The organism is Shewanella frigidimarina, assembly GCF_003797125.1.
Lineage (GTDB): Bacteria > Pseudomonadota > Gammaproteobacteria > Enterobacterales > Shewanellaceae > Shewanella > Shewanella frigidimarina.
Genome location: NZ_RKKE01000005.1, coordinates 1 through 26,943, shown reverse-complemented (window position 1 = coordinate 26,943; position 26,943 = coordinate 1). Strand labels below are relative to the sequence as shown.

20 protein-coding genes, 2 tRNA genes and 1 rRNA gene are annotated in these 26,943 nt (G+C 43.8%); 21 read left to right on the top strand and 2 right to left on the bottom strand.

The window, feature by feature from the left end:
• Positions 1 to 2: 2 nt before the first annotated feature.
• Positions 3 to 1,496 carry a glycerol kinase GlpK gene (glpK, locus tag EGC86_RS15095; RefSeq protein WP_123778221.1) on the top strand — a complete coding sequence of 498 codons (1,494 nt, stop codon included), beginning with the start codon at positions 3 to 5 and terminating at the stop codon, positions 1,494 to 1,496.
• A gap of 12 nt (positions 1,497 to 1,508) precedes the next feature.
• Here the strand turns inward: glpK and EGC86_RS15090 are convergent, their stop codons facing one another.
• Positions 1,509 to 1,829: a hypothetical protein gene (locus tag EGC86_RS15090; protein WP_123778093.1), complete on the bottom strand. Its 321-nt coding sequence runs from the start codon at positions 1,827 to 1,829 to the stop codon at positions 1,509 to 1,511.
• 1,141 nt (positions 1,830 to 2,970) lie between these two features.
• Here EGC86_RS15090 and mraZ point away from each other — a divergent pair.
• From mraZ to lpxC, 15 genes are all read left to right on the top strand, one after another.
• Positions 2,971 to 3,429, top strand: a complete 459-nt coding sequence (gene mraZ / locus EGC86_RS15085) for a division/cell wall cluster transcriptional repressor MraZ (protein ID WP_123778092.1) — start codon at positions 2,971 to 2,973, stop codon at positions 3,427 to 3,429.
• A 25-nt stretch (positions 3,430 to 3,454) separates the two neighbouring features.
• Positions 3,455 to 4,396, top strand: a complete 942-nt coding sequence (gene rsmH / locus EGC86_RS15080; RefSeq protein WP_011639222.1) for a 16S rRNA (cytosine(1402)-N(4))-methyltransferase RsmH — start codon at positions 3,455 to 3,457, stop codon at positions 4,394 to 4,396.
• 14 nt (positions 4,397 to 4,410) lie between these two features.
• The gene (gene ftsL, locus EGC86_RS15075) at positions 4,411 to 4,725 is read left to right on the top strand and encodes a cell division protein FtsL (protein ID WP_059746824.1); all 315 of its coding nucleotides are present in this window, start codon (positions 4,411 to 4,413) and stop codon (positions 4,723 to 4,725) included.
• 11 nt (positions 4,726 to 4,736) lie between these two features.
• Positions 4,737 to 6,485, top strand: a complete 1,749-nt coding sequence (locus EGC86_RS15070) for a penicillin-binding transpeptidase domain-containing protein (protein WP_102037112.1) — start codon at positions 4,737 to 4,739, stop codon at positions 6,483 to 6,485.
• On the top strand, positions 6,469 to 7,962 hold the full coding sequence (murE, locus tag EGC86_RS15065; protein ID WP_165872435.1) for a UDP-N-acetylmuramoyl-L-alanyl-D-glutamate--2,6-diaminopimelate ligase: 1,494 nt from the start codon (positions 6,469 to 6,471) through the stop codon (positions 7,960 to 7,962). The genes EGC86_RS15070 and murE overlap by 17 nt, the downstream gene beginning before the upstream one ends.
• Entirely contained in the window at positions 7,959 to 9,347 is a 1,389-nt protein-coding gene (locus EGC86_RS15060; protein WP_123778091.1) for a UDP-N-acetylmuramoyl-tripeptide--D-alanyl-D-alanine ligase, read from the top strand. The genes murE and EGC86_RS15060 overlap by 4 nt, the downstream gene beginning before the upstream one ends.
• On the top strand, positions 9,348 to 10,430 hold the full coding sequence (gene mraY / locus EGC86_RS15055) for a phospho-N-acetylmuramoyl-pentapeptide-transferase (protein ID WP_011639217.1): 1,083 nt from the start codon (positions 9,348 to 9,350) through the stop codon (positions 10,428 to 10,430).
• A 22-nt stretch (positions 10,431 to 10,452) separates the two neighbouring features.
• Positions 10,453 to 11,775, top strand: a complete 1,323-nt coding sequence (murD, locus tag EGC86_RS15050; RefSeq protein ID WP_059746819.1) for a UDP-N-acetylmuramoyl-L-alanine--D-glutamate ligase — start codon at positions 10,453 to 10,455, stop codon at positions 11,773 to 11,775.
• Entirely contained in the window at positions 11,765 to 12,979 is a 1,215-nt protein-coding gene (gene ftsW / locus EGC86_RS15045; RefSeq protein WP_011639215.1) for a cell division protein FtsW, read from the top strand. Before murD ends, ftsW begins: the two co-directional genes overlap by 11 nt.
• Entirely contained in the window at positions 12,979 to 14,082 is a 1,104-nt protein-coding gene (gene murG, locus EGC86_RS15040) for an undecaprenyldiphospho-muramoylpentapeptide beta-N-acetylglucosaminyltransferase (protein ID WP_011639214.1), read from the top strand. Before ftsW ends, murG begins: the two co-directional genes overlap by 1 nt.
• 1 nt (position 14,083) lies before the next feature.
• On the top strand, positions 14,084 to 15,541 hold the full coding sequence (gene murC / locus EGC86_RS15035; RefSeq protein ID WP_011639213.1) for a UDP-N-acetylmuramate--L-alanine ligase: 1,458 nt from the start codon (positions 14,084 to 14,086) through the stop codon (positions 15,539 to 15,541).
• Between the two features lie 121 nt (positions 15,542 to 15,662).
• Positions 15,663 to 16,433 (top strand): cell division protein FtsQ/DivIB, encoded by a 771-nt coding sequence (locus EGC86_RS15030; RefSeq protein WP_123778090.1) that lies wholly within the window; start codon positions 15,663 to 15,665, stop codon positions 16,431 to 16,433.
• On the top strand, positions 16,430 to 17,665 hold the full coding sequence (ftsA, locus tag EGC86_RS15025) for a cell division protein FtsA (RefSeq protein ID WP_011639211.1): 1,236 nt from the start codon (positions 16,430 to 16,432) through the stop codon (positions 17,663 to 17,665). Before EGC86_RS15030 ends, ftsA begins: the two co-directional genes overlap by 4 nt.
• A gap of 26 nt (positions 17,666 to 17,691) precedes the next feature.
• Positions 17,692 to 18,858 (top strand): cell division protein FtsZ, encoded by a 1,167-nt coding sequence (gene ftsZ / locus EGC86_RS15020; protein ID WP_011639210.1) that lies wholly within the window; start codon positions 17,692 to 17,694, stop codon positions 18,856 to 18,858.
• A gap of 210 nt (positions 18,859 to 19,068) precedes the next feature.
• On the top strand, positions 19,069 to 19,989 hold the full coding sequence (gene lpxC / locus EGC86_RS15015) for a UDP-3-O-acyl-N-acetylglucosamine deacetylase (protein WP_011639209.1): 921 nt from the start codon (positions 19,069 to 19,071) through the stop codon (positions 19,987 to 19,989).
• A gap of 4 nt (positions 19,990 to 19,993) precedes the next feature.
• Here lpxC and EGC86_RS15010 read toward each other — a convergent pair whose 3' ends face one another.
• The gene (locus EGC86_RS15010; protein WP_123778089.1) at positions 19,994 to 20,446 is read right to left on the bottom strand and encodes a DUF721 domain-containing protein; all 453 of its coding nucleotides are present in this window, start codon (positions 20,444 to 20,446) and stop codon (positions 19,994 to 19,996) included.
• Positions 20,447 to 20,473: 27 nt separating this feature from the next.
• On the opposite strand from EGC86_RS15010, the gene EGC86_RS15005 reads away from it, so the two are divergent.
• The 5 genes from EGC86_RS15005 (at position 20,474) to EGC86_RS14985 (ending at position 26,684) form a co-directional block, all read left to right on the top strand.
• Positions 20,474 to 21,373: a M23 family metallopeptidase gene (locus EGC86_RS15005; RefSeq protein WP_101088496.1), complete on the top strand. Its 900-nt coding sequence runs from the start codon at positions 20,474 to 20,476 to the stop codon at positions 21,371 to 21,373.
• 58 nt (positions 21,374 to 21,431) lie between these two features.
• The gene (gene secA / locus EGC86_RS15000) at positions 21,432 to 24,152 is read left to right on the top strand and encodes a preprotein translocase subunit SecA (protein WP_123778088.1); all 2,721 of its coding nucleotides are present in this window, start codon (positions 21,432 to 21,434) and stop codon (positions 24,150 to 24,152) included.
• Between the two features lie 603 nt (positions 24,153 to 24,755).
• Positions 24,756 to 26,298: ribosomal RNA gene (locus EGC86_RS14995) — 16S ribosomal RNA — on the top strand.
• Between the two features lie 88 nt (positions 26,299 to 26,386).
• A tRNA-Ile gene (locus tag EGC86_RS14990) sits at positions 26,387 to 26,463 on the top strand.
• 145 nt (positions 26,464 to 26,608) lie between these two features.
• Positions 26,609 to 26,684 (top strand) — tRNA-Ala (locus EGC86_RS14985).
• The last annotated feature ends 259 nt before the right edge of the window (positions 26,685 to 26,943 follow it).

The following is a 26,943-nucleotide window of genomic DNA, read 5'->3' as shown; positions in this document are numbered from 1 at the left end:
TGGTGGTTAAAAAATACATTGTCGCGTTAGACCAAGGCACTACAAGTTCTCGTGCCATTGTGTTTGATCATCAAGCGAATATTGTCGCTGTGGCGCAACGTGAATTTACTCAACATTATCCACAAGCGGGTTGGGTTGAGCATGATCCGATGGAGATATGGTCTTCGCAAAGTTCAGCGCTTGTGGAAGTGCTGACACGTGCTGGGATCAGCCGTCATGATGTCGCCGCAATTGGCATAACAAATCAGCGCGAGACCACGATAGTCTGGAACAAGCATACAGGTAAGACGGTATGTAATGCGATTGTTTGGCAATGTCGTCGCAGCCAAGCTATTTGTTTGGATCTAAAAGCTCAAGGTGTTGAAGACTTAGTACGCCAAAAAACCGGATTAGTATTAGATCCGTATTTTTCTGCGTCAAAAATCAAATGGATTTTAGACAACGTGGAAGGGGCTCGTGAACAAGCCGAAGCTGGGGATTTATTGTTTGGCACAGTTGATACCTGGTTAGTGTGGAAACTCACGCAAGGTGAAGTCCATGTGACCGAACCAACCAACGCATCTCGGACAATGTTATTTAATATTCACACCCAAGAGTGGGATGAAGAGTTGCTTGATCTGTTCAATATACCGCGGGCAATGTTACCTGAAGTGAAACCGTCTTGCGCAATATACGGTTATACCGAACTGGCTGGTAATCACATTCCAGTAGCGGGTATGGCTGGCGATCAACAATCGGCGTTGTTTGGCCAGTTGTGTATTGAGCCCGGGATGGCAAAAAATACTTATGGTACCGGGTGTTTTTTATTAATGAACACGGGTGATAAAGCGGTAGAGTCAACCCATGGGTTATTAACAACCATTGCTATTGGTGCTGACACAAAGGTGAATTATGCCCTTGAAGGCTCGGTATTTATGGGCGGCGCGGTTATTCAATGGTTGCGTGATGAGTTAGGTCTTATTACCGATGCTTGTGACACCCAATATTTTGCCGATAAAGTGGACGACACCAATGGTGTTTACTTAGTGCCTGCATTTGTTGGTTTAGGTGCGCCTTACTGGGATGCTGATGCTCGAGGTGCCATTATTGGCTTAACCCGTGGAGCTAATCGGAATCATATTATTCGCGCGGCATTAGAAGCAATAGCTTACCAGTCTCGTGATGTGCTTGATGCTATGAGCAAAGATTCTAATGTACCGTTAACACAAATTCGAGTGGATGGTGGTGCGGTAGCAAATGACTTTTTAATGCAATTTCAAGCCGATATTACTGGGGTCACGGTTATTCGTCCGCAAGTAACAGAAACCACAGCAATGGGAGCAGCATTTCTAGCTGGCTTGGCCGTTGGCGTATGGAAATCGACGGATGAATTGAAAACCATGCTGTCTACCGAACGGGAGTTTACTTCAACAATGGATATAACGACACGTGCGACGCTGTACAAGGGCTGGCAGAAAGCCGTTTCTCAAGTAAGCCCTAATGGAGACGTTGGGTAAACCAAGTCAGTATTACACCTCAATATCAATAAGCTGACTGGCGGTTTCTCCACGAGTGGAGAATCGCTTATCCGTTTTCATTCGCCTCGTTCTGCTACCGAGAGTTTTTTTTTCATCAACGGTTCTTGGTTTGGCTCGTCTTTCTTGGCGCGGAGCTTCCTGCCGTTGAATTGGCATTTTATGGGTAATGCCGGGAGGTAATTGTGACTGAGGCGCCTCGTGACTGTCTGCACTTATAGCACGAACCTGTTTGACTTGTTCAACAATTCTCTTACGCTCACTCACAGCCTGTACAGGTCTAGCTAGCATGGCATAAATGCTGTCGATACTCATGTTGCTCTCCTGTGGTGGTGAAATGAAGCTGAATGTTTATTCATCATAACTGTTTATCGGCTCAGTTTGATTAAATTTTAATCTTTTTTAAGTAATAGATAGTTTAGCGGTCACTTTCATACTCTTGATTGATAAAGTCACACCAGCTCCTAATTGGCATGGATATTATTAACTATGCTCATTTCATTATTTCTATCGGTTATTCAACCATGTCCCAAGGGCAATTGGATAATGGTAACGTCGCGATGTATACCCATATAAGACCTCCAACAACACATATATACGCCAATAGATTATCTATTAATGCTAAGCAGGTAGCAGGACAACACTTGAAACAGCGACACCGCTGTCGTGTAGTCCTCTTGCGTGATAGCACCTCTTTATACCGTTTTATGATTAAGTCATCATCACCGTATGCCCTTGAGGCATTAAGAATAATTAACTGTGATTGCAAGGTGAATTGATAAAATGCTTGCCCTCAACATCGAAGGCTAATGATATACACAGTGATGTTTGGTAATCGATTTTTGGTAGTCAATCCTTAGATATTGATGCTTAGTAATCGATATTTAACCGTTGATATATAGCAATTGATGTTTAGCAGTAATCTAATGAGCAAAAGTTGTTTTAGCGTGTATTTACTTAAGCAATTTACCTGAGCAATACGATACAACAAGGTGAGTAGAGAGGTGTTTTTGCCTCAATAATGCTGATATTGAAGATGCTCGACAGAAATAAACATAAAATAAAGAGCGTTTTTAAACGTAGAAAATCGACTCAGTCGACTATTTGTTGATTTTTAATGTGCTTAAAATTGAGCTGTTGAGCAATATTACGAGGTAAAGATGGAACATTCGAACGATTAAAGAACATTAATTAAAAAGATCGCGAGTCTATTTTAGCCGATAAAGTGACCGTTATGTCTCTGGTTTAACTCATTTACCCTGATTTTTAGCTGTTTTCCTCCAACAGCTCTGTCATTCATCCCGCTTGATATTAATTTGCTGCTAACCCGCTTGGGGTCTGGATTTAATATATCTGTCCATTGCTTGACAACACTTGCATAGAGTCCCTAAACTTAGCATTTGTGGGAAGAAGTGGATCATTGTGGATCAAATGACAACATTAAGGGCTAAATAACGTGTTTCGTGGTGCCAGTGCAATCAACATGGATGCTAAAGGGCGGATCGCTATTCCAGCGAGATACCGTGATGCGTTGCGTGTGGAACATGCCGGTACTGTGATTATGACCGTTGATATTGACGCTGCTTGTTTGTTGATTTATCCGTTACATGAATGGGAACAGATTGAAGCAAAGCTAAAATCGCTTTCTGATACCGATCCACTTGAGCGTTCCTTTAAACGAAAATTACTAGGTCACGCACAAGATTGTGAACTAGACAGCCACGGACGTATTGTTATTCCGCCGGCATTACGAAGTTTCGCCAGTTTAGAAAAGAAAACCATGCTGGTGGGCTTACTGAATAAATTTGAATTATGGGAAGAGAATGCTTGGCAGCAACAAATGGATGATGGCAATGCGCTTATTCAAAGCCAAGATTTAGCCAGCAATGAACGCTTGGCACACTTTTCACTGTAATGACCAAAAAGGTTAGAAGAACCCAATGAGCCAAGAGTTTGCCCATTTATCAGTATTATTGAATGAGACCGTTGATGGTCTCAATATCCAAAGTGATGGCATCTACATTGATGGCACTTTTGGCCGAGGTGGGCATTCGCGTCATGTATTAAGTCATTTAGGCGAAAATGGTCGTTTAATTGCAATTGATCGTGATCCACAAGCTATTGAAGCGGCAAAACAGTTTGCTGATGATCCACGTTTTCAAATCGTACACGGTGGCTTTGGTCAATTAGCTGAGTATGTCGAGGAACTTGGGTTAACCGGCAAGATCAATGGCGTATTACTTGATCTTGGCGTGTCGTCACCACAATTAGACGATGCTGAACGTGGCTTTAGTTTTTTACGTGATGGCCCGCTCGATATGCGCATGGACAATAGCCAAGGTCAAACTGCGGCGCAGTGGATAGCACGTGCAGAAATTGAAGATATGGCATGGGTATTTAAAACCTACGGCGAAGAAAAAAATTCGCGCCACATTGCCCGTTGCATTGCTGCTGACCGTGAAAAAACACCTTTTTTACGCACTAAAGATTTAGCTGATTTAATCGCGCGTATTACTAAAAACAAAGAGCGCAATAAGCACCCTGCAACACGGGTTTTTCAGGCTATTCGTATTTATATTAACAGTGAATTAGAACAAATCGATCAAGCACTTGAAGGCGCACTAGCAGTGTTAGCACCACAAGGGCGTTTATCGGTGATCAGTTTTCATTCGTTGGAAGATCGTATGGTTAAGCGTTTTATTCGCCGCCATAGTCAAGGTGAAAGCGTGCCACATGGATTGCCTATCATGGAAGCAGAGCTTAATAAATCGCGTAAATTAAAGGCGGTTAGTAAGGCATTAAAGCCTTCTGATGCTGAATTAGAGCTTAATCCACGTGCGCGTAGCTCAGTATTACGAGTTGCCGAGCGTCTGGATTATTAACCACTGAGGGTAATGTGAGCCAATCACCATTAAATTTGCCTCGGATTGTGTTACATGACATTTGGCACCATAAGTGGGTATTGCTGCTGAGTGTACTGGTTGTTTTGAATGGTGTCGCCGTCGTTTATACCAGCCATGTAACACGTAAGTTGATTACTCAATGGGATCAACTTCTGCAAGAGCAAGATCGCTTAGATATTGAGTGGCGAAACTTATTATTAGAAGAACAATCGCAATCAGAGCACAGTCGTGTGACTCGGATGGCAACCAAAGAATTAAATATGTCTCGGCCGCTTCCTAAGGAGGAAGTTATCATTCGAGTCCAGTGAGCATAGGGAATATGGCTAGACAAGCAAAGCAAAAATTAGGTCACGAACTTATTCCATGGCGTTTATACGTTGTGGTGGGGTTCGTTTTGTTGTTATTTTGCAGTCTAGTTGCGCGTGCGGCCTATATTCAAATTATTGAGCCCGATAAACTGCGTCACGAAAGTGATATGCGCACACTGCGCACAACTAGTAATCAAGTTCAGCGAGGCTTAATCACCGATCGTAATGGCGATATGCTCGCGGTTAGTGTACCTGTGCGTGCTGTGTGGGCTGATCCTAAACATGCCCATGATCAAGATGCATTTAAAGACATGCGACGTTGGCAAGCCCTTGCAGATGTTCTGCAAGAACCTGTCGACGAATTGGTCAGAAAAGTCAAAAACAATCCTAAAAAACGCTTTGTATATCTTAAACGTCAAGTGACCTCTGCTGTTGCTGACTATATTGAGCAGCTTAAAATTGGTGGTATTTACCTTAAATCAGAATCCCGTCGTTACTATCCTGCTGGTGAAACGGCTGCACAGTTAATTGGTATCACTAATATCGATGATGTGGGCATTGAAGGCATTGAAAATACTTATAATACCTGGTTAACAGGAACGCCCTCAAAGCAAAAAGTACGTAAAGCTCGCGATGGCAGTGTGGTTGAACGTTTGGATATCGTGCAAGAAGGCGAAAGTTCTAACGATTTAGTGCTCAGTATCGATCAACGTATTCAGCAGTTGGCATATCGTGAATTGAAACGTGCGACAGAAGTATACCAAGCGACGTCTGGGTCTGTGGTGGTTATCGATGTGACTACGGGCGAAGTATTAGCGATGGTGAATACTCCTTCATATAATCCCAATGCCCGAGATAATTTACAGCCTCATCGTATGCGTAATCGTGCCTTAACTGACACATTCGAACCAGGGTCTACGATTAAGCCTTTTGTTGTTGCCGCGGCTCTTGATTCCGGCACTGTGAAAGTAAATGAATTGATATCGACATCGCCAGGGTGGATGCGAATTGGTGGGCGTCAAGTTCGCGATTCGAGTAACTATGGTGACATGACATTAGCCAAAATTTTGGTTAAATCGAGTAATGTGGGAATTAGTAAGCTGTCCTTGTCTATGCCCGTTGAACAATTACTCGGTACATACCAATCCATGGGATTAGGCAATTATACGGGAATTAATTTAACCGGTGAAAGTGCTGGGTTAATTCATAATCGTCATCGTTGGTCTGACTTTGAACGCGCCACTTTATCTTTTGGTTATGGTCTTACTGCGACACCGTTACAAATAGCACGTATGTACGCCACGTTAGGCAGTGGTGGAATACTCTATCCTGTGTCAATTTTAAAACTGAGACAGCCGCCAAAAGGCGAGCAAGTCATTTCGAATAAAGTTGCCTATGACGTAATGGAAATGCTCGTTGGGGTAACTGAAACGGGAGGCACAGGAACCAAAGCACACATTGATGGCTACCCCGTTGCTGGTAAGTCAGGTACAAGTCGTAAAGCCGTTGCCGGTGGTTATGGCGATGATTACGTTGCTTTATTTGCTGGGGTAGCTCCCGTTCATAATCCTCGTTTGGCTATTTCAGTTGTGATTAACGAACCCAAAGGCGACAAATATTACGGTGGTGATGTTTCCGGCCCTGCTTTTGCCAAAATTATGTCTGGTGCCTTGCAAATGCTTAATGTAGAACCAATTTCAGAGCAGGAGGCTGTTAATTTGGCCACTGCGCGAGGAGCGCAAAATAATGTTATTAAATGATTTATTAGCGCCGTGGTTCCATTACTCTGGTCGCGAATCCGTTAATGGATTAACGCTAGACAGCCGTGACGTTGAACGTGGTGGTTTATTTGTGGCATTACCAGGTCATAAAGTCGATGGTCGAGCATTTATTCCTCAAGCGATTGATGCTGGAGCAACGGCGATACTGATCCATACCGATAATCCAGATGAACATGGCATAGTCGATCGTCTTCAATATACTGTGCCATTAGTGTTTTTTTGCCAACTAGGCCGCCAATTATCGGCCGTAGCCGCACAGTTTTACTTATCCAATAGCCAATCGTTATCTTTAATTGGAATCACCGGTACCAATGGCAAAACATCTGTAAGCCAAATTATTGCTCAAATTGTCTATTTACTCGGACATCAAGCCGCTGTAATGGGCACATTAGGAAATGGTTTGTGGGGCCAACTTGTGGATAGCGGCAATACGACTGCTGATGCCATAACGGTTATGCGCCAGCTTAGTGAGTTTGCTGCTAAAGGCGCTGAATTGTGTGCTATGGAAGTGTCTAGCCATGGTTTAGTACAAGGACGAGTAGAAGCGGCACCATTTGAGATAGCAGTGTTTACTAATTTAAGCCGCGATCATCTAGATTATCACGGTGATATGGATTCTTACGCTGCGGCTAAAAAACGCTTATTTCAATTTCCTAGTGTAAAACATGGTGTGATTAATATTGATGATGCCGTGGGCGAGAAATGGTTGACCCAACTTGCGAATGAAAAGAATAAATCATTCAGCATTAAAGGGAATTCTGCTGCCGACTTTTACTGTGATGCCATTGAATATCATGATGCAGGTGTCACCGCGACATTGCATTTTGTCGAAATTGATAGTGAAAAGTCAGTAAGTGTGCAGCTTAACTCGCCGCTATTAGGTGCATTTAACTTGTCTAACCTCGTGGCAGCAATAGCTGTTTTGTATTTACAGGGCAAGCCAATGGCATCTATTTTGGCGGTGCTGCCGTTGTTGGTTCCTGTTGCGGGTCGTATGGAGCGTTTTTCATCTACTAAAAGCGCGACTTTGGTTGTTGACTATGCCCATACTCCAGATGCAATTGAGCAAGCGTTAAAAGCATTAAAATTGCACTGCAAAGGAACACTGTGGTGTGTATTCGGCTGCGGTGGCGATCGTGACAAAGGCAAACGTCCTTTGATGGCACAAGCCGCTGAGCAATATGCAGATAAAGTGATGATCACAAGTGACAATGCCCGTAGTGAAGATCCACAAACCATTATCAACGATATTTTACAGGGTATTAGTCAACCTCAAAAGGTGCTTACCCAGGTAGACCGGATTGAAGCCATTACCCATGTTGTTTCATTAGCACAAGTTAACGATATTGTACTGCTTGCTGGTAAAGGTCATGAAACCTATCAAGAAGTGGCAGGTGAACGTATTGATTATGATGAACGCGCTTTGGCATTTAAGTTGTCTCAGGAGGCATCATGATTAGCGTCACTATGTCGGTATTAGCTCAGCATCTTAATGGCACCTTACATGGCCAAGATGGCGTAATTACGAATGTTAGTACTGACAGTCGTAACATTCCGGCTCAATGTTTATTTATCGCGTTAAAAGGCGAGCGTTTTGATGGCCATGACTTTGTTGATACTGCGATTAAAAATGGTGCAGTAGCACTGTTGGTCGATCATATATTAGTCGATCATCCTTTTGCCGCCGATATTGCGCAAATTGTAGTTGCCGATACCCAAAAGGCCATGGGCAAGATGGGCGCGTTTGTGCGCCAAACAGTGGCGCCTATTTGCGTCGCGTTAACGGGGTCAAACGGCAAAACCAGCGTTAAAGAAATGCTGGCCACTATTTTATCTCAACATCACCAAGTGTTATTTACCGCAGGCAATTTTAACAACGAAATTGGTGTGCCGTTAACTTTGCTACGGTTAAGTGAAGGTGATGAATATGGGGTGTTTGAACTTGGCGCAAACCATCGTGGAGAGATCGATTACACCTCATCATTAGTGCTGCCTCAAGTCGCGTTAGTTAATAATGTTGGCAATGCTCATCTTGAAGGATTTGGGTCACTGGAAGGTGTTGCTCAGGCTAAATCTGAAATTTTTAATCATCTGACACCAGATGGCACCGCAATTATTAATGCTGACGATAAGTTTGCAGACTTTATGCTGCAACAGTCGCAGGGGCGCAAACATCTGCGTTTTAGCCGTGAAATGAATGTCGATGCAGATGTGACTGCAACAGACATAGTGGCAGATGCCAATGGTTGTTATCGGTTTACATTAACTTTTGATGGACAGCAAGAAGTGGTGCAATTGCCATTAGCGGGTCTGCATCAAGTGAGCAATGCTCTGGCTGCGGCATCTATGTGTATTGCCTTGGACATATCGCTTTACGACATCGCACAAGGCTTTGCATTGCTCAAACCTGTAAAGGGTCGTATGCAGCCCCATGATCTTGGCCGAGTGTTATTAATTGATGATAGTTATAACGCTAATCCAACGTCAGTAAGTGCTGCGATTAATTGGTTGCAACAACGTGATGGATATCGTTGTTTAGTGCTGGGAGATTTAGGCGAATTAGGCGACAATGCTGGCCCTTTGCACGCCAGCATTGGATTGCAGGTTAAACATGCAGCCATAGAGTCGCTATTTTGTTGCGGCCAATTGTCGGCAAATACCAGTGAAGCATTTGGCAGCGAACACTTTTGTGCTCAAGAGCCATTAATAGTGGTATTGCAAAAACAGTTAGCAAGTACCACAGGTAATATTACAGTTTTAGTTAAAGGTTCCCGCAGCGCCGCTATGGAGCGAGTTGTGGACAGTTTATTAGATGCCTATGGGCGTGGGGAGTTAGTGTAGATGCTGGTTTATCTAGCCGAGTATTTAACCCAATTTTATAGCGGGTTTAACGTTTTTTCATATGTAACGTTCCGGGCTATTTTAGGCTTGTTAACTGCATTGGTGTTTAGTTTGTGGTGGGGGCCGATTTTAATTAAGCACCTGCAAACGCTGCAAATTGGTCAAGTCGTTCGTGATGACGGTCCAGAATCGCATTTCAGTAAGCGTGGAACACCGACAATGGGCGGTATTCTTATCCTTGCGGGCATTTTTATTAGTGTTCTGCTTTGGGGCGACTTATCTAATCGTTATGTGCTTGTCACTTTATTTGTACTCGCAAGTTTTGGTGTCATTGGCTTTATTGATGATTATCGTAAAGTGGTAAAGAAAGATTCTAAAGGCCTAATTGCACGTTGGAAATATGCGTTGCAGTCAATTGCCGCTTTAGTTGTTGCTGTGTATTTGTATAGCTCATCAACCATGGTTGGCGAAACACAGTTAGTTGTGCCGTTTTTTAAAGATATCATGCCGCAACTGGGCTTTATGTTTATTTTATTAGCTTACTTCACCATTGTAGGTGCCAGTAATGCAGTGAACCTAACCGACGGCTTAGATGGCTTAGCGATTATGCCAACCGTGATGGTTGCGGCTGCGTTTGCCTTAATCGCTTACTTATCTGGTCATGCTCAATTTGCCAGTTATTTGCACCTGCCTCATTTACCGTTAGCCGGTGAATTAGTGATTGTGTGTACGGCTATGGTCGGTGCAGGTTTAGGGTTTTTATGGTTTAACACCTATCCAGCACAAGTGTTTATGGGCGATGTAGGCTCATTAGCGTTGGGTGCCGCATTGGGGGTGATTGCTATCCTGGTTCGCCAAGAAATTTTATTGGTGATCATGGGCGGCGTGTTTGTTATGGAAACGGTATCGGTGATCTTGCAGGTGGGCTCGTATAAGTTACGTGGTCAGCGAATTTTCCGTATGGCGCCTATTCATCATCACTATGAGTTAAAAGGGTGGCCAGAGCCGCGCGTTATTGTGCGCTTTTGGATTATCTCGTTGTTTTTAGTGTTACTGGGTCTAGCGACTCTAAAATTACGCTAAGTAATTAATCAAGGTCAGTATTATGCAAACTCAATATACGCACATTGTTTTAGGCTTAGGGGCAACAGGGCTCTCGGTCGTGCGTTTTTTAGCGACTAAAGGCATTAAGCCTTTAGTGATGGACAGTCGTCGTCATCCGCCTGGTGCAGATACGCTGGCACAAGAGTTTGCCGATATTGAATTATTGGCCGGTGGGTTTGATTGCCGTTATTTAGTTCAAGCCAGCCAAATTATCATCAGCCCTGGTGTTCCAATCGATACGCCTGAAGTACGCGCTGCGTTGGACATGGGAATTGAAGTGATTGGTGATGTTGAGTTATTTGCTCGAGAAATCGCAGATAAGAAACCTTGCGTTGTAGGTATCACTGGATCAAACGGTAAATCTACGGTAACGACATTAGTGTACGAAATGTTGTTAGCTGCCGGAAAGTCGGTGGCGATTGGCGGTAACATTGGTACGCCAGCGCTGGATTTATTACCTCAAGATGCAGACTTTTACGTACTTGAGCTATCGAGTTTTCAACTTGAAACCACTCATTCATTAAATTGTATTGCGGCAACGTGTCTCAATGTTAGCGAAGACCATATGGATCGCTATAGTGACTTGAATACTTACCGTGAAGCCAAATTACGCTTATACCCACAAAGCCGCTTTGTGATGTACAACCGTGACGACGAATTAACTTATCCGCTAGAGCCAATGAATCAAAATAATTTTGGTTTGGGCGTGCCAGAAGGTGATGCATGGGGATTAAGTGATGGCAAGATTTTCCATGGTGACAGTGAAATTATTAATTTAATTGATGTGACCTTAATTGGTAGCCATAACCATGCAAACTTATTAGCCGCAATGGCACTAGCCGATGCTTGTGGTGTGGGTAAAGAAGCCATGATTGAAGTGGCTAAATCCTTTGTTGGCTTAAGTCATCGTTGCGAATTGATTGCCGTTAAGCAAGGTGTGTCGTATATCAATGACTCTAAAGCAACCAATGTCGGCGCGACAGTTGCCGCACTAGAGGGGCTTAATTCTCATTTAGGTGATTTGTACTTGATCGCCGGTGGCGATGGTAAAGGCAGTGATTTTCGTCCACTAACAGAACCGTTGAGCAATATTACCCAGCTTATTACCTTGGGGCGAGATGGCCGAAAAATTGCCAAATTAAAAGCAGGCACTATTGAAGTGGCAACGATGGCTGAAGCCGTCGCCAAAGCCGCTGAATTAGCATCGTCTGGTGACATAGTTTTATTGTCGCCAGCATGTGCCAGTTTAGATATGTATAAAAACTTTATGGCTCGCGGTGATGATTTTAGACAGTGTGTGGAGTCGTTAGCCGATGGCGAATAACGAGCAGCAACTTAGCTTGTTTAAACGGGGCCTTAATTGGACTTTGCCCTCGTTATTATCAGATGACCATACACCGGGTATGCCGTTATACGACCGTAGCTTTCTAGTCGCGATAGTCGGCTTAATGTGTTTTGGCTTTGTTATGGTGATGTCGGCTTCAATGCCTGAAGCGACCAAACTGACTGGCGACCCGTTTTATTTTATGTATCGCCATGTGCTTTACCTTGTTGGCTGCGTAGTGATTGCTTTCGTGGTACTGAAGTTCGAAGTCAGCTATTGGGAAAAAAACAGCGGCATGCTGATGCTAGCGGTGTTGGTATTATTGATAGCAGTACTGTTTATCGGTACTTCGGTTAACGGTGCTCGTCGTTGGTTGTCTATCGGTCCTATTAGGATCCAAGTCGCCGAAATGGCCAAGTTTGTGTTTATTGTCTACATGGCAGGTTACCTAGTACGTCGTCATGGTGAATTACGCGAAAACCGTAAGGGCTTCTATAAACCTATTGGGGTTTACGGTTTGTTTGCAGTATTGATTTTGTTACAGCCAGACCTCGGCACCGTGGTGGTGTTGTTTGTGTGTACGGTAAGCTTGTTGTTTTTGGCTGGCGCACGCATTACAGACTTTATGGTATTGGTATTACTTGGCGTGGCGACCTTCGTATTGCTGGTGCTATTCGAGCCCTACCGTATGCGACGTGTGACCTCGTTTATGGATCCGTGGGAAGACCCATTTGGCAGTGGTTATCAGTTGACGCAATCCTTAATGGCTTATGGCAGAGGTGATTGGTTTGGTCAGGGGTTAGGCAACAGTATTCAGAAATTGGCTTATTTACCAGAGGCACATACGGATTTTATCTTTGCTGTTATTGGTGAGGAGTTGGGGTTTACCGGTATTATTATAGTGTTATGCACGCTATTTTTTATTGCTATTCGCGCGATTAGATTGGGCAATTTATGTTTAAAAATGCAGCGTCCTTTTGAAAGTTATGTCGCCTATGGTGTCGGTATTTGGATTTGTTTTCAGACCGTAGTTAACGTGGGAGCCAGTATTGGTATGTTACCAACCAAAGGGTTAACCCTGCCGTTTATCAGCTATGGTGGCAGTAGCTTGTGGATTATGACTGCTGCGGTGATGTTGCTTGTTAGGATAGATCATGAACGTCGAGTTAGTTTGGTGCAAGCCGTACAAGGGAGAACCAGTTAATGAACAGTAATATTAGTAGTTCTCCTAAGATATTAATTATGGCTGGCGGCACTGGCGGTCATGTTTTTCCTGCACTTGCAGTGGCGAAGTATTTAGCTGAAAAAGGTTGGCAAATACGTTGGTTAGGTACTGCCGACCGGATGGAAGCCCGTTTAGTGCCTCAGCACGGATTTGATATTGAATTTATCGATATTAAAGGTGTGCGTGGTAATGGGCTTATGCGTAAGTTAGCGGCACCATTTAAAATTATCCGTTCAATTATTCAAGCCAAAGCGGTGATTGATGATTTTCAACCCGATGTGATTCTAGGCATGGGCGGATTTGCTAGCGGACCGGGCGGCGTGGCCGGAAAATTATCAGGTATTCCTGTCGTGTTGCATGAGCAAAATGCGATTCCAGGATTAACCAATAAGTTGTTATCTAAGATTGCCAAAAAGGTATTGTGTGCATTCCCCAATACCTTTGCCAGTAACGTCGCTAATGTTGAAGTTGTGGGCAACCCTATTCGCCAAGAGCTGATTGAGTTAGGCGCACAAATTAAAACTCCGCAAGCCGATGCGTTAAGAGTACTGGTGGTCGGTGGCAGTTTAGGTGCCAAAGTATTGAATGATGTAATGCCTGCAGTAGTGGCTCATCTGAGCAAATATCATTCTCTGACAGTTTGGCATCAAGTGGGCAAAAATAATCAGGCAACAGTGAAAGCGAGTTATCAACAACTTGGTCAATCAGACAGTGTCAATGTTGCAGAATTTATTGATGATATGGAAGCCGCTTATCGTTGGGCTGATGTAGTGGTATGCCGCTCCGGTGCTCTTACTGTATCAGAGCTAGCAGCCGTGGGGTTACCGAGTATTTTAGTACCGTATCCTCATGCCGTGGATGATCATCAAACTGTAAATGCATCAGTACTTGTTGATGCTGGTGCAGGATTTTTATTACCACAAACCATTTTAAATGCAGATAACCTTGCTGAAAAATTGCAGTTATTTGCTGAAAATAGACAAGAACTAGCCCAAATGGGTCATAAGGCAAGAGGCGTAGCGGTATTAGATGCGACTCAACGAGTAGCAGATATTTGTGCCTCATTTGCGAGAAAGGGTTGAAATGACTAAGACAGAAAGATACGCACAGCTTCGTAGCATGATCCCTGAAATGAGACGGATCAAGCGCATTCATTTTGTTGGCATCGGTGGTGCCGGCATGGGTGGTATTGCGGAAGTGCTTGTGAACGAAGGCTATCAAATAAGCGGCTCAGATATCGCTATCAATAGCGTGACTGAACGTTTGGCGAGTCTTGGCGCAAAAATTATTATTGGCCATCAGGCCCAAAGTGTTGAGCAGGTAGATGTTGTTGTGGTTTCTACAGCCATTAACCCGCAAAATCCTGAGATTATTGCCGCTAAAGAATTACGTATTCCGATCGTGCGCCGTGCAGAGATGCTGGCTGAGTTAATGCGCTATCGTCATGGTGTTGCGATTGCCGGTACTCATGGTAAAACCACCACGACGAGCTTAATTGCCAGCGTATATGGTCAAGCCGACCGTGATCCAACATTTGTGATTGGTGGTTTACTTAATAGTGCAGGTACTAATGCTCGCTTAGGCACCAGCCGTTACCTTATTGCTGAAGCAGATGAAAGCGATGCAAGCTTTTTGCATTTGCAGCCGATGGTCAGTGTGATCACCAATATTGAAGCCGATCACATGGACACTTATGGTGGCGACTTTGAGAAATTGAAAACCACCTTTGTCGACTTTTTACATAATCTGCCATTTTATGGTGTGGCAGTGATGTGTATTGATGATGAAGTGATCCGCGAAATTATGCCACGTATTGGCCGCCAAGTTGTCACCTATGGTTTCAGTGAAGAGGCTGATGTTCAGGCAATTAATTTTGCACAAAATGGTCATCAGTCAAGCTTTACGGTTAAACGTCACGGCAAAGATAATGTCGACATTGTGCTTAATTTGCCAGGTGAACATAACGTTCTTAACGCTTTAGCCGCAATTGCTGTCGCCAGTGAAGATGACATTGATGATAGTGCGATTGTACAAGCACTTGCAGAGTTTGAAGGTATAGGTCGTCGTTTCCAGCATTTAGGTGAATTTGAAACACCTAATGGCAGTGTAATGCTCGTGGACGACTACGGTCATCATCCAAGTGAAGTATTAGCAACGATTAAAGCAGCGAGAGCAGGTTGGCCAGACAAGCGTTTAGTGATGGCATACCAACCGCATCGTTATAGCCGTACGCGTGACTTATATGAAGACTTTGTCGATGTATTGTCACAGGTCGATTGTTTATTATTATTAGATGTTTATGCCGCGGGTGAAGCTCCGATCCCGGGTGCTGATGGGCGCGCTTTATGCCGTTCAATTAGATTACGAGGTCAAATTGACCCTATTTTTATCGCCAGTCCAGATCAACTAGCGGCAGTATTACCTGATGTGTTGCAGCATGGGGATTTATTTATGACTCAAGGTGCAGGCAATATTGGGGCTTTATCGAAAGAATTAGCCCAGAGTAATTTGGGTTGTAAAGTGCTTGTAGAAGAGCAATAAAGTGATTGATTTTTCACCAATTGTTGTGTGTGAAAATCGAGCTTTAAACCTTATGAATTGGTCTATATAATGACCGATCTTTTGGAGTTAACTCCGGAACAACGTCAGAGGCGGATTTAAGGTGTCGTGGAGCGATAAAGGGCGGCAACTAAAACATAAATTAGCTCGTGTTAATTGGTATTTTTGCACTGGTGTAGTGTTTTTATCCTGTGTGCTTGGCACCGTAGTTTGGGGTTGTGTGCAACTACACGAGTTGTTAAATGATGCTGATGCATTACCTATTGAAGCGGTTGCTATTAAAGGTGAGCGAATTTATACCACCGATGACGAAATTAAAAATGCATTACAGTCATTAATGCAAAGTAGCTTTTTTAGCGCTGATGTGGTGGATGTACAAAAAGCATTAGAAGCATTGCCGTGGGTTTATCATGCATCAGTAAGACGAGAATGGCCGGCAAAGTTCAAGATCACCTTGCAAGAGCAACAAGCTGTAGCGCATTGGAACGAAGTGTCTTGGCTTAATATTAATGGTGAAGTTTTTGATGCGTTAGCGCATTCAGAGCATGATGCATTGCCTAAATTATTTGGCCCAGAAGGGACAGAAATAGAAGTATTGACCAGTTACCAGCAGTTAGATGATTTATTGACAATAAACGAGTTTAAGTTGGCCAGTTTACGCTTAAGTCCACGCCATGCATGGCATGCCGTACTGGCTAACGGAATTGAAATTGAGCTTGGACGAGAAGATAAAATGTCACGGATACAACGCTTTATTAATGTGTATCCAACTTTGAAGCAAAGTGAAAAACCAGTTGCGACCGTTGATTTACGTTACGATACCGGGTTCGCCGTAGGTTGGGATGATTCAAAAAAGAGAGTCGACAATAAATGACCAAAAATCAGGAAAGAAACCTCATCGTGGGGTTAGATATAGGGACATCCAAGGTCGCAGTGATCATTGGTGAAGTATTACCTGATGGTGAGATTAGTGTCATTGGTTTAGGTAATCATCCTTCTCGCGGTATGGATAAAGGCGGCGTGAATGATCTCGACTCTATAGTGCGCAGCGTGCAACGGGCGTTAGATCAAGCAGAGTTAATGGCTGATTGTCAGGTTTCATCGGTGTACTTAAGTATTTCGGGTAAACATATTGCCTGCCAAAATGAAAATGGCATGGTGTCGATTAACGACGAAGAAGTAACTCAAGAAGATGTTGATAATGTAATCCATACCGCTCGCTCGGTTAAAATCCCGACAGAGCGTCGTATCTTGCATGTATTACCGCAAGAGTATTCAATCGACGTTCAAGACGGGATTAAGAGCCCAATTGGTATGTCTGGTATGCGTATGGAAGCCAAGGCTCATATTGTTACCTGTGCCAATGATATGGCAAAAAATATCACAAAGAGCGTGGAGCGTTGTGGTTTAAAAGTTGATGACTTAGTGTTTTCAGGTATCGCTTCTGCAGACTCAGTGCTCACAAATGATGAGAAAGATTTAGGCGTGTGTATTGTTGATATTGGTGGTGGCACAACCGATATTGCTGTATATACCAACGGCGCATTACGTCATTGTGCAGTTATTCCGGTAGCGGGTAACCAAGTCACAAGTGACATCGCCAAGATATTCAGAACACCGTTAACGCATGCTGAACAAATAAAAGTGCAGTTTGCCAGTGCCAGAAGTTCAACGGTAAGCCGTGAAGACAGTATTGAAGTGCCATCCGTTGGTGGCCGTCCTTCACGAAGTATGTCACGCCATACTCTGGCAGAAGTGGTAGAGCCAAGATATCAAGAATTGTTTGAGCTTGTTCTCAAGCAGTTACAAGATAGCGGTCTAGAAGATCAAATTGCAGCAGGGATTGTGCTTACTGGAGGAACGTCCTCGATATCGGGTGCCGTTGAAATTGCTGAAGCAACCTTTGGTATGCCTGTTCGTGTCGCATCACCGCTACCAGTAAAAGGATTATACGAATATGTGGATCAACCTATTTATTCAACAGGAATAGGGTTGCTTCATTATGGCGCAAGACGAGTCATCGAACGACAGTTCGAACGACCTGAGCGCCAAGGGGTTACCAGCTTTTTGAATCGGGTCAAAAGTTGGTTTAAGGGTGAATTTTAATAACGCAGACAAATGGAGATCAGACAATGTTTGAGATCATGGATACACATTCAGACGAAGCGGTGATTAAAGTCATCGGCGTCGGTGGCGGCGGCGGAAACGCGGTCGAACATATGGTAAAACACAGCATCGAAGGTGTTGAATTTATCGTTACCAATACAGATGCACAAGCACTACGTAAATCAAGTGCTGGTTCAACTATTCAGCTTGGCCGCGACGTGACTAAAGGTCTCGGTGCGGGCGCAAACCCAGATGTGGGTCGTCAAGCCGCTGAAGAAGACCGCGAGAATATTCGTGCTGCAATTAAAGGGTCTGACATGATCTTTATCGCTGCCGGCATGGGTGGTGGTACCGGTACTGGTGCTGCTCCTGTTGTGGCAGAAATTGCCCGTGAAGAAGGTATTCTAACCGTTGCAGTTGTGACCAAGCCTTTTCCTTTTGAAGGTAAAAAGCGCATGGCCTATGCAGAACTTGGTATTGCCGAGTTAGCTAAACATGTGGATTCGTTGATTACGATCCCCAATGAAAAGCTATTAAAAGTATTGGGTCGTGGTACTTCATTGCTTGATGCTTTTGCTGCAGCTAACAATGTATTACTTGGTGCAGTTCAAGGTATTGCTGAGCTAATTACTCGTCCTGGTCTAATCAACGTCGATTTCGCCGATGTGAAAACTGTTATGTCTGAAATGGGTAATGCCATGATGGGTACCGGTGTTGCTCGTGGTGATGATCGTGCTGAAGAAGCTGCAGAAGCTGCTGTGGCTAGCCCATTACTTGAAGATATCGACTTAGCCGGTGCGCGCGGTGTGTTAGTTAACATCACAGCAGGTATGGATATCACTATCGAAGAGCTTGAAACTGTGGGTAACCACGTTAAAGCTTATGCATCAGACAATGCCACTGTTGTAGTTGGTGCTGTCATTGATCCAGAAATGAGTGATGAGTTACGTGTAACTGTTGTTGCTACAGGTATCGGTGCAGAGAAAAAGCCAGACATTCAATTAGTGTCTAAGCCTGTTGCTCGTCCAGAACCCGTTGTAATAGAGCCACGTCCAGAACCTGTTGAAGATGTTATGACACAACAAAGTTACGCAGCACCTAAAGGCAATGCTGTTCCGCAGCCTCAACCTGTACAACGTACTGATGCTGACTATCTTGATATTCCAGCATTCTTGCGTAAGCAGGCTGATTAATACACGAATAAAACGTTATGTTTTTGCGTGACTAATGAGCGAAGTGTGCGAAAAAGGTTATTTTGCAAGCAGGTTTATACATTTACTCTGTGTTTGGCGTTTTTTTTGTGAAAAACCAAATTTATGGTAGCATGTTGTACCAGTTATGCATGATAGCCTAGGGCTATTTTTGCAACTATTTGTTTAATATTGATATTTATGGGCGACTGAATGATTTTTCAAAGAACTGTTCAAAAAATGGTGAAGAGCACTGGAGTCGGATTGCATTCCGGCAACAAAGTGACTCTATGCATTATGCCCGCACCAGTGAATACAGGGATTGTACTAAAGCGTACCGACCTTAGCCCAGCTGTGTCTATTCCAGCAAAAGCTGATATGGTTCGTGAAACCACAATGTGTACTGCCCTTGTAAACGATGCTGGTATTAGGATATCAACAATTGAGCATTTGTTTGCGGCACTTGCCGGCTTAGGCATCGATAATGCAATTATTGAAGTTGACGCACCAGAAATCCCGATTATGGATGGCAGTGCAAGCCCATTTGTGTTCTTACTGCAAAGTGCAGGAATTAAAGAACAAGCGGCAGCTAAAAAATACCTAAAAATCATCAAACCTGTGCGTGTTGAAGATGGCGATAAATGGGCTGAGTTAAAGCCTTTTAAAGGGTTTAGAGTTGATTTCAGAATTGACTTTGATCATCCAGAAATTGCTCGTAGTCAACAACACATGGTGATGGACTTTTCGACCTCAGCGTTTGTGAAAGACATTAGTCGTGCCAGAACATTTGGTTTTATGCGAGATATTGAATACCTACGTGCGAATAATCTAGCACTAGGTGGCAGCATGGAAAATGCCGTTGTACTTGACGAATATCGTGTATTAAACCCTGATGGTCTGCGTTATGAAGACGAATTCGTTAAGCATAAAATCCTCGATGCATTCGGTGACTTATATGTTGCTGGTCATGCAATCGTCGGCGAGTTTTCAGCTTATAAAACTGGTCATGCGTTGAACAATCAACTTGTACGTGCATTACTTGCTCAGCAAGATGCCTGGGAGTTGGTAAGCTTTGATAAAGAGGCTGATGTGCCTGTCAGTTTCATGGTTCCGGGTGCGTTAGCGCACGTTTAACCAGTTAAGATTGCCTATTACGGCTGGCTAATGCAGCCAGCCGTTTTAGTTTTTCACCTAAAGAACCATCAACATGTGCAGCTAATGCTTCAATATGTTGTGCTGCAGTGGTGCTGATCACATTTTGATTAGGTTGTGATTGTGGTTTTGCTAAGGCAAGTCCAGGATTGACTTTCACCTCAATAGCCGTAAGCATCGGAAGCGTGTCAGTTTGAAGCTGTTTTAATAGCTTCTGCTTTTGAAAGTTTATTCTCGCAGCCCATGCTGCAGATGTCGTTTCAATAACAAGAACACCCTGGCGGAGATTAGCGACTTTGAGCTGCTCTGCCACAGGACCATTTAACGTCTGTTTTACATAACTATTCAGATTATTAAGTAGTTCTGCTTTCTCGGCCAGTTCAGGCAGTCTCCCAGACAAATGAACTAAATTGCTGAGATCTTGAGGGGGCTTTTTCATATGATAATAAGATGGCTGAATTAGGCTATGAGTGTAACAGTTTTTATCCAAGGTCGAAATGGTGTAACGCGCTGGCAACCAAGTAAGCGTTGGTTACTCCTACCTATTATTCTGATGGCCACCGGCACAGGAATATATCAATATAGCACTGAGCGTTTTGCTAACCAACAAGCGAAAGTTGATGAAAATAAACAGCTTCGCCAACAGCAAAAGCAACAAGTGGTAGAACTCAAAACTGCAACAGAAACCCAGTTAGCAACTTTGGTTGCTCATGTGGCAAAAATGCAGGCCAAAATCACCCGACTTGAAGCCTTAGGGCAGCAAGTAGCGCAAAATAACCTCCTTGATGACCAATTTGATTTCTCAACAGAAGTCGGTATTGGCGGGTTAAGCGAAATCGGCAATGGTGTCGAATTAAGTCAGCTTATCGATGAAATGAATAAGTTGGCATCTAGAATTGATAATAATAATGTTCAGCTATCACTACTTGAAACAGTAGCATCTAATCTCCATATAGATGAAGAGCGTTATATATCAGGGCGGCCAATCGATAAAGGTTGGTTATCTTCGCCCTATGGTTTACGAAATGACCCTTTTAGTGGCCGACGAACAATGCATAAAGGTATTGATTTTGCCGGCAAAGAAGGGGCAGATGTTACAACTACTGCTGCAGGCGTTGTAACATGGTCAGGAAGCATGCTTGGATATGGTGAGTTAGTCGAAATAGATCATGGTAATGGTCTTCGCACTCGCTATGGACATAATAAATCTCTGTCAGTAAACGTAGGTGACGTCGTTGCCAAAGGCGATAAAATTGCCAGTATGGGAAGCACAGGCCGTTCAACTGGCCCCCATGTGCATTACGAAGTGCTGCGTGGTAAACAACAAATAGATCCACAGAAATACGTTTACCGCAAAGCAAGTTAATAATATTAACGGTTAATGCGCTCAAATGAGCCAAACCTACAACAGATAAGTGATTAAGATGTTAGGCAAACTACTGACAAAAGTATTCGGAAGTCGCAACGACCGCACCCTGAAAAACCTTGGAAAAATTGTTATTCAAATTAATGCATTAGAAGCTGATTACGAAAAGCTTTCTGATGAAGAACTCAAAGCAAAAACGGCAGAGTTCCGCACACGTTTAGAAAATGGTGAAACCTTAGATAACATCATGGCAGAAGCCTTTGCTGTTGTACGTGAAGCATCAAAGCGTGTATTTGAGATGCGTCCGTTTGATGTTCAATTACTCGGCGGTATGGTTTTAGACAGCAATCGTATTGCGGAAATGCGAACCGGTGAAGGTAAAACCCTAACGGCAACTTTGCCAGCGTACCTTAACGGCATAACAGGAAAAGGTGTTCACATTATTACTGTGAACGATTACTTAGCAACACGTGATGCTGAGAATAACCGTCCACTGTTTGAGTTTTTAGGCTTAAGTGTCGGAATTAACATTGCTGGCTTAGGTTCATTCGAAAAGAAAGAAGCCTACAACGCAGATATTACTTACGGTACCAATAATGAATTCGGTTTTGACTACCTACGTGACAACATGGCGTTTTCTCCACAAGAGCGCGTTCAGCGACCATTACACTATGCTCTTATTGATGAAGTCGATTCAATTCTAATTGATGAAGCCCGTACACCATTGATTATTTCTGGTGCGGCAGAAGACAGCTCTGAACTATACGCCAAAATTAATTTATTGATCCCAAGCCTAATCGCTCAAGACAAAGAAGACACCGAAGACTATGTTGGTGAAGGTGACTATAGTATTGACGAAAAGGGCAAACAGGTTCATTTAACTGAACGTGGCCAAGAGAAAGTTGAACAGCTTTTAATTGAAAAAGGCATGTTAGCAGAAGGTGACTCGCTCTATTCTGCTACGAACATTTCGTTATTGCATCATGTTCATGCGGCACTTCGCGCACATACCTTGTTTGAAAAAGATATCGACTATATCGTACAAGACGATGAAGTGATTATTGTCGACGAACATACAGGCCGTACTATGCCTGGTCGTCGATGGTCAGAAGGCTTGCATCAAGCTGTCGAAGCCAAAGAGGGCGCTAAAATCCAGAATGAAAACCAAACTCTGGCTTCTATTACTTTCCAAAATTATTTCAGACAGTATGAAAAGCTTGCCGGTATGACAGGTACAGCAGATACCGAAGCATTCGAATTCCAACATATCTATGGTTTAGATACGGTTGTTGTTCCTACAAATCGCCCAATGGTTCGTAAAGATATGGCTGACTTGGTCTATCTTACTGCGCCAGAAAAATACGCTGCGATTATCAAAGATATTGAAGGTTGTCGTGAACGTGGCCAACCGGTATTAGTGGGTACTGTCTCTATTGAGCAATCAGAGCTACTTAACTCATTATTGAAAAAAGCAAATATTCCGCATAGCGTGCTCAATGCTAAGTTCCATGAAAAAGAAGCTGAGATTGTTGCGCAAGCCGGTAGTTTAGGTGCAGTAACGATTGCCACTAACATGGCTGGCCGTGGTACAGATATCGTATTAGGCGGTAACTGGAACATGGAAATTGAAGCTCTAGAAAATCCAACGGCAGAACAGAAAGCTAAGATTAAAGCTGACTGGAAAATACGTCATGATGAAGTACTTGCTGCAGGTGGTTTGCACATCCTAGGTACAGAACGTCACGAATCTCGTCGTATCGATAATCAGTTACGCGGTCGTGCTGGTCGTCAAGGTGATGCAGGTTCTTCACGCTTTTACTTGTCGATGGAAGATAGTTTAATGCGTATCTTCGCTTCAGATCGAGTATCTGGCATGATGAAAAAGCTCGGTATGGAAGAGGGTGAGGCTATTGAGCATCCTTGGGTATCACGTGCTATTGAAAATGCTCAACGTAAAGTCGAAGCTCGTAACTTTGATATCCGTAAGCAATTGCTCGAATACGATGATGTCGCTAACGATCAACGCCAAGTTGTCTATGCACAGCGTAACGAGTTAATGGATGCTGAAAGCATTCAAGACACTATTCAGAATATAGAACAAGATGTGATCAGTGGAATAGTCGATCAATATATCCCACCGCAATCACTTGAAGAACTTTGGGATGTACCGGGGCTTGAACAACGCCTTGGTAATGAATTTGGCCTAAAGCTAACCATTCAAGAATGGTTAGATCAAGATGATAATCTGCATGAAGAAACGTTGCGCGAACGGATTCTAACGTCATGGAGTGAATTATATAAAGCTAAAGAAGAAATGGTCGGTGCACAAGTATTACGTCAATTTGAAAAAGCGGTAATGCTACAAACACTCGATGGACTCTGGAAAGAGCATTTAGCTGCCATGGATCATTTACGCCAAGGTATTCATTTACGTGGTTATGCACAAAAAAATCCAAAGCAAGAATATAAGCGTGAATCGTTTGAATTATTCCAGCAATTACTTGAAACACTGAAAAATGACGTGATAAGTGTACTGTCTAAAGTGCAAGTTCAAGCGCAGTCAGATGTTGACGAGATGGAACAACGTCGCCGTGATGAAGAAGCAAAAATTAAATTGGCTTATCAACACGCATCAGTAGAAGCATTAAGCGATACTGGTGAGCAACAAATAGAAGCACCTAAAACAGTGATCCGTGAAGGTGAGAAGATAGGACGTAACGATCCATGTCCATGTGGTTCAGGTCAAAAGTACAAACAATGTCACGGTAAACTCAGTTAACCCTTCGTTTATTATTGATGTTAAATAACAAAGGTAGCGATTATTCGCTACCTTTTTTATTTCTGGGATCATAAAACTTACAGCTAAATTAAACAATTGTGGATAACTTTGGGGGTAAATAGTGGGTATCATGTAGTTAAGTAGCCAAATGGATAAAAGATCATAAAAAGATCATTTTTTTGCACAAAAGCGCTTGCACTAAATCTTAAGCTGCCTATAATGCGCATCCACTGACACGGCATACAGCGAAAGCGAAAACCAGTTAGCGTTATTAACAGTCACTTAGTGGTGTTGATAACAGGCAAAAAGAAGTTTGAAAAAACACTTGACGCCATAAAGGGAATGCGTAGAATACGCAGCCCTGACCTACTGAAACGGTCAACGCTCTTTAACAATTTATCAAGTAATCTGTGTGGACATTCACAGGTATTGAGTTATTCGAAATTGTCTTCTGTTCTTCGGAATGTTGGCAATCAAAAAATTTAAACTCAATGCAACGATGAGTGTTCATAGTAATATGTACAAACATTTAATTGATTCTTCAGAGTCTTTTAAATGAAATCAGAATTCATTGAGCCGAAACCTTTTGGTTTCAAAAAACTTTAATTGAAGAGTTTGATCATGGCTCAGATTGAACGCTGGCGGCAGGCCTAACACATGCAAGTCGAGCGGTAACACAAGGGAGCTTGCTCCTGAGGTGACGAGCGGCGGACGGGTGAGTAATGCCTAGGGATCTGCCCAGTCGAGGGGGATAACAGTTGGAAACGACTGCTAATACCGCATACGCCCTACGGGGGAAAGGAGGGGACCTTCGGGCCTTCCGCGATTGGATGAACCTAGGTGGGATTAGCTAGTTGGTGAGGTAATGGCTCACCAAGGCGACGATCCCTAGCTGTTCTGAGAGGATGATCAGCCACACTGGGACTGAGACACGGCCCAGACTCCTACGGGAGGCAGCAGTGGGGAATATTGCACAATGGGGGAAACCCTGATGCAGCCATGCCGCGTGTGTGAAGAAGGCCTTCGGGTTGTAAAGCACTTTCAGTAGGGAGGAAAGGTAATAGTTTAATAAACTATTACTGTGACGTTACCTACAGAAGAAGGACCGGCTAACTCCGTGCCAGCAGCCGCGGTAATACGGAGGGTCCGAGCGTTAATCGGAATTACTGGGCGTAAAGCGTGCGCAGGCGGTTTGTTAAGCCAGATGTGAAATCCCCGGGCTCAACCTGGGAATTGCATTTGGAACTGGCGAACTAGAGTCTTGTAGAGGGGGGTAGAATTCCAGGTGTAGCGGTGAAATGCGTAGATATCTGGAGGAATACCGGTGGCGAAGGCGGCCCCCTGGACAAAGACTGACGCTCATGCACGAAAGCGTGGGGAGCAAACAGGATTAGATACCCTGGTAGTCCACGCCGTAAACGATGTCTACTCGGAGTTTGGTGACTTAGTCACTGGGCTCCCAAGCTAACGCATTAAGTAGACCGCCTGGGGAGTACGGCCGCAAGGTTAAAACTCAAATGAATTGACGGGGGCCCGCACAAGCGGTGGAGCATGTGGTTTAATTCGATGCAACGCGAAGAACCTTACCTACTCTTGACATCCACAGAAGAGACCAGAGATGGACTTGTGCCTTCGGGAACTGTGAGACAGGTGCTGCATGGCTGTCGTCAGCTCGTGTTGTGAAATGTTGGGTTAAGTCCCGCAACGAGCGCAACCCCTATCCTTATTTGCCAGCACGTAATGGTGGGAACTCTAGGGAGACTGCCGGTGATAAACCGGAGGAAGGTGGGGACGACGTCAAGTCATCATGGCCCTTACGAGTAGGGCTACACACGTGCTACAATGGCGTATACAGAGGGTTGCAAAGCCGCGAGGTGGAGCTAATCTCACAAAGTACGTCGTAGTCCGGATCGGAGTCTGCAACTCGACTCCGTGAAGTCGGAATCGCTAGTAATCGTGGATCAGAATGCCACGGTGAATACGTTCCCGGGCCTTGTACACACCGCCCGTCACACCATGGGAGTGGGCTGCAAAAGAAGTGGGTAGTTTAACCTTCGGGAGAACGCTCACCACTTTGTGGTTCATGACTGGGGTGAAGTCGTAACAAGGTAGCCCTAGGGGAACCTGGGGCTGGATCACCTCCTTACCTATACGACTAACTCAATACCTAAAGTGCAGAGATGCATGTGAGTGTTCACACAGATTACTTGATAGAAAGAAAGAGAAATTACGTTGGGTCTGTAGCTCAGCTGGTTAGAGCGCACCCCTGATAAGGGTGAGGTCGGTGGTTCAAGTCCACTCTGACCCACCAATCTTTCCTACTCTGCGTTGGATGATAACTCGTTTAGTAAACTAAACGTCGCTATCAACCGCCTTGATTAGAAACGATTGGCAAGCCAAAATTTTTGGTAAGACCTTCATTGAAGGTGAACGTAAAATCTCAAACTGTATGTAAAGGGGTTATAGCTCAGCTGGGAGAGCGCCTGCCTTGCACGCAGGAGGTCTGCGGTTCGATCCCGCATAGCTCCACCATTACATACAATTGGTAAGAGATGCCAAAGATAAACGAAATTTTATCTTTGGCTTTTTTAAGCCCGCTCTTTAACAATTTGGAAAGCTGATAGTACTAACTAAAGGCGCATAAATGATGATCCGTTGTCGTTTGTGTGATCACGTTAGTGCGAAAAACGTTAATGCGAAAGCATTAACACTTGAGTTCTCAAAACACTGTTTAAGTGTCTTGAATATTCTAAAAAACTAAGGCGAGTCCACTTCCTACCCTGGAGGTGAG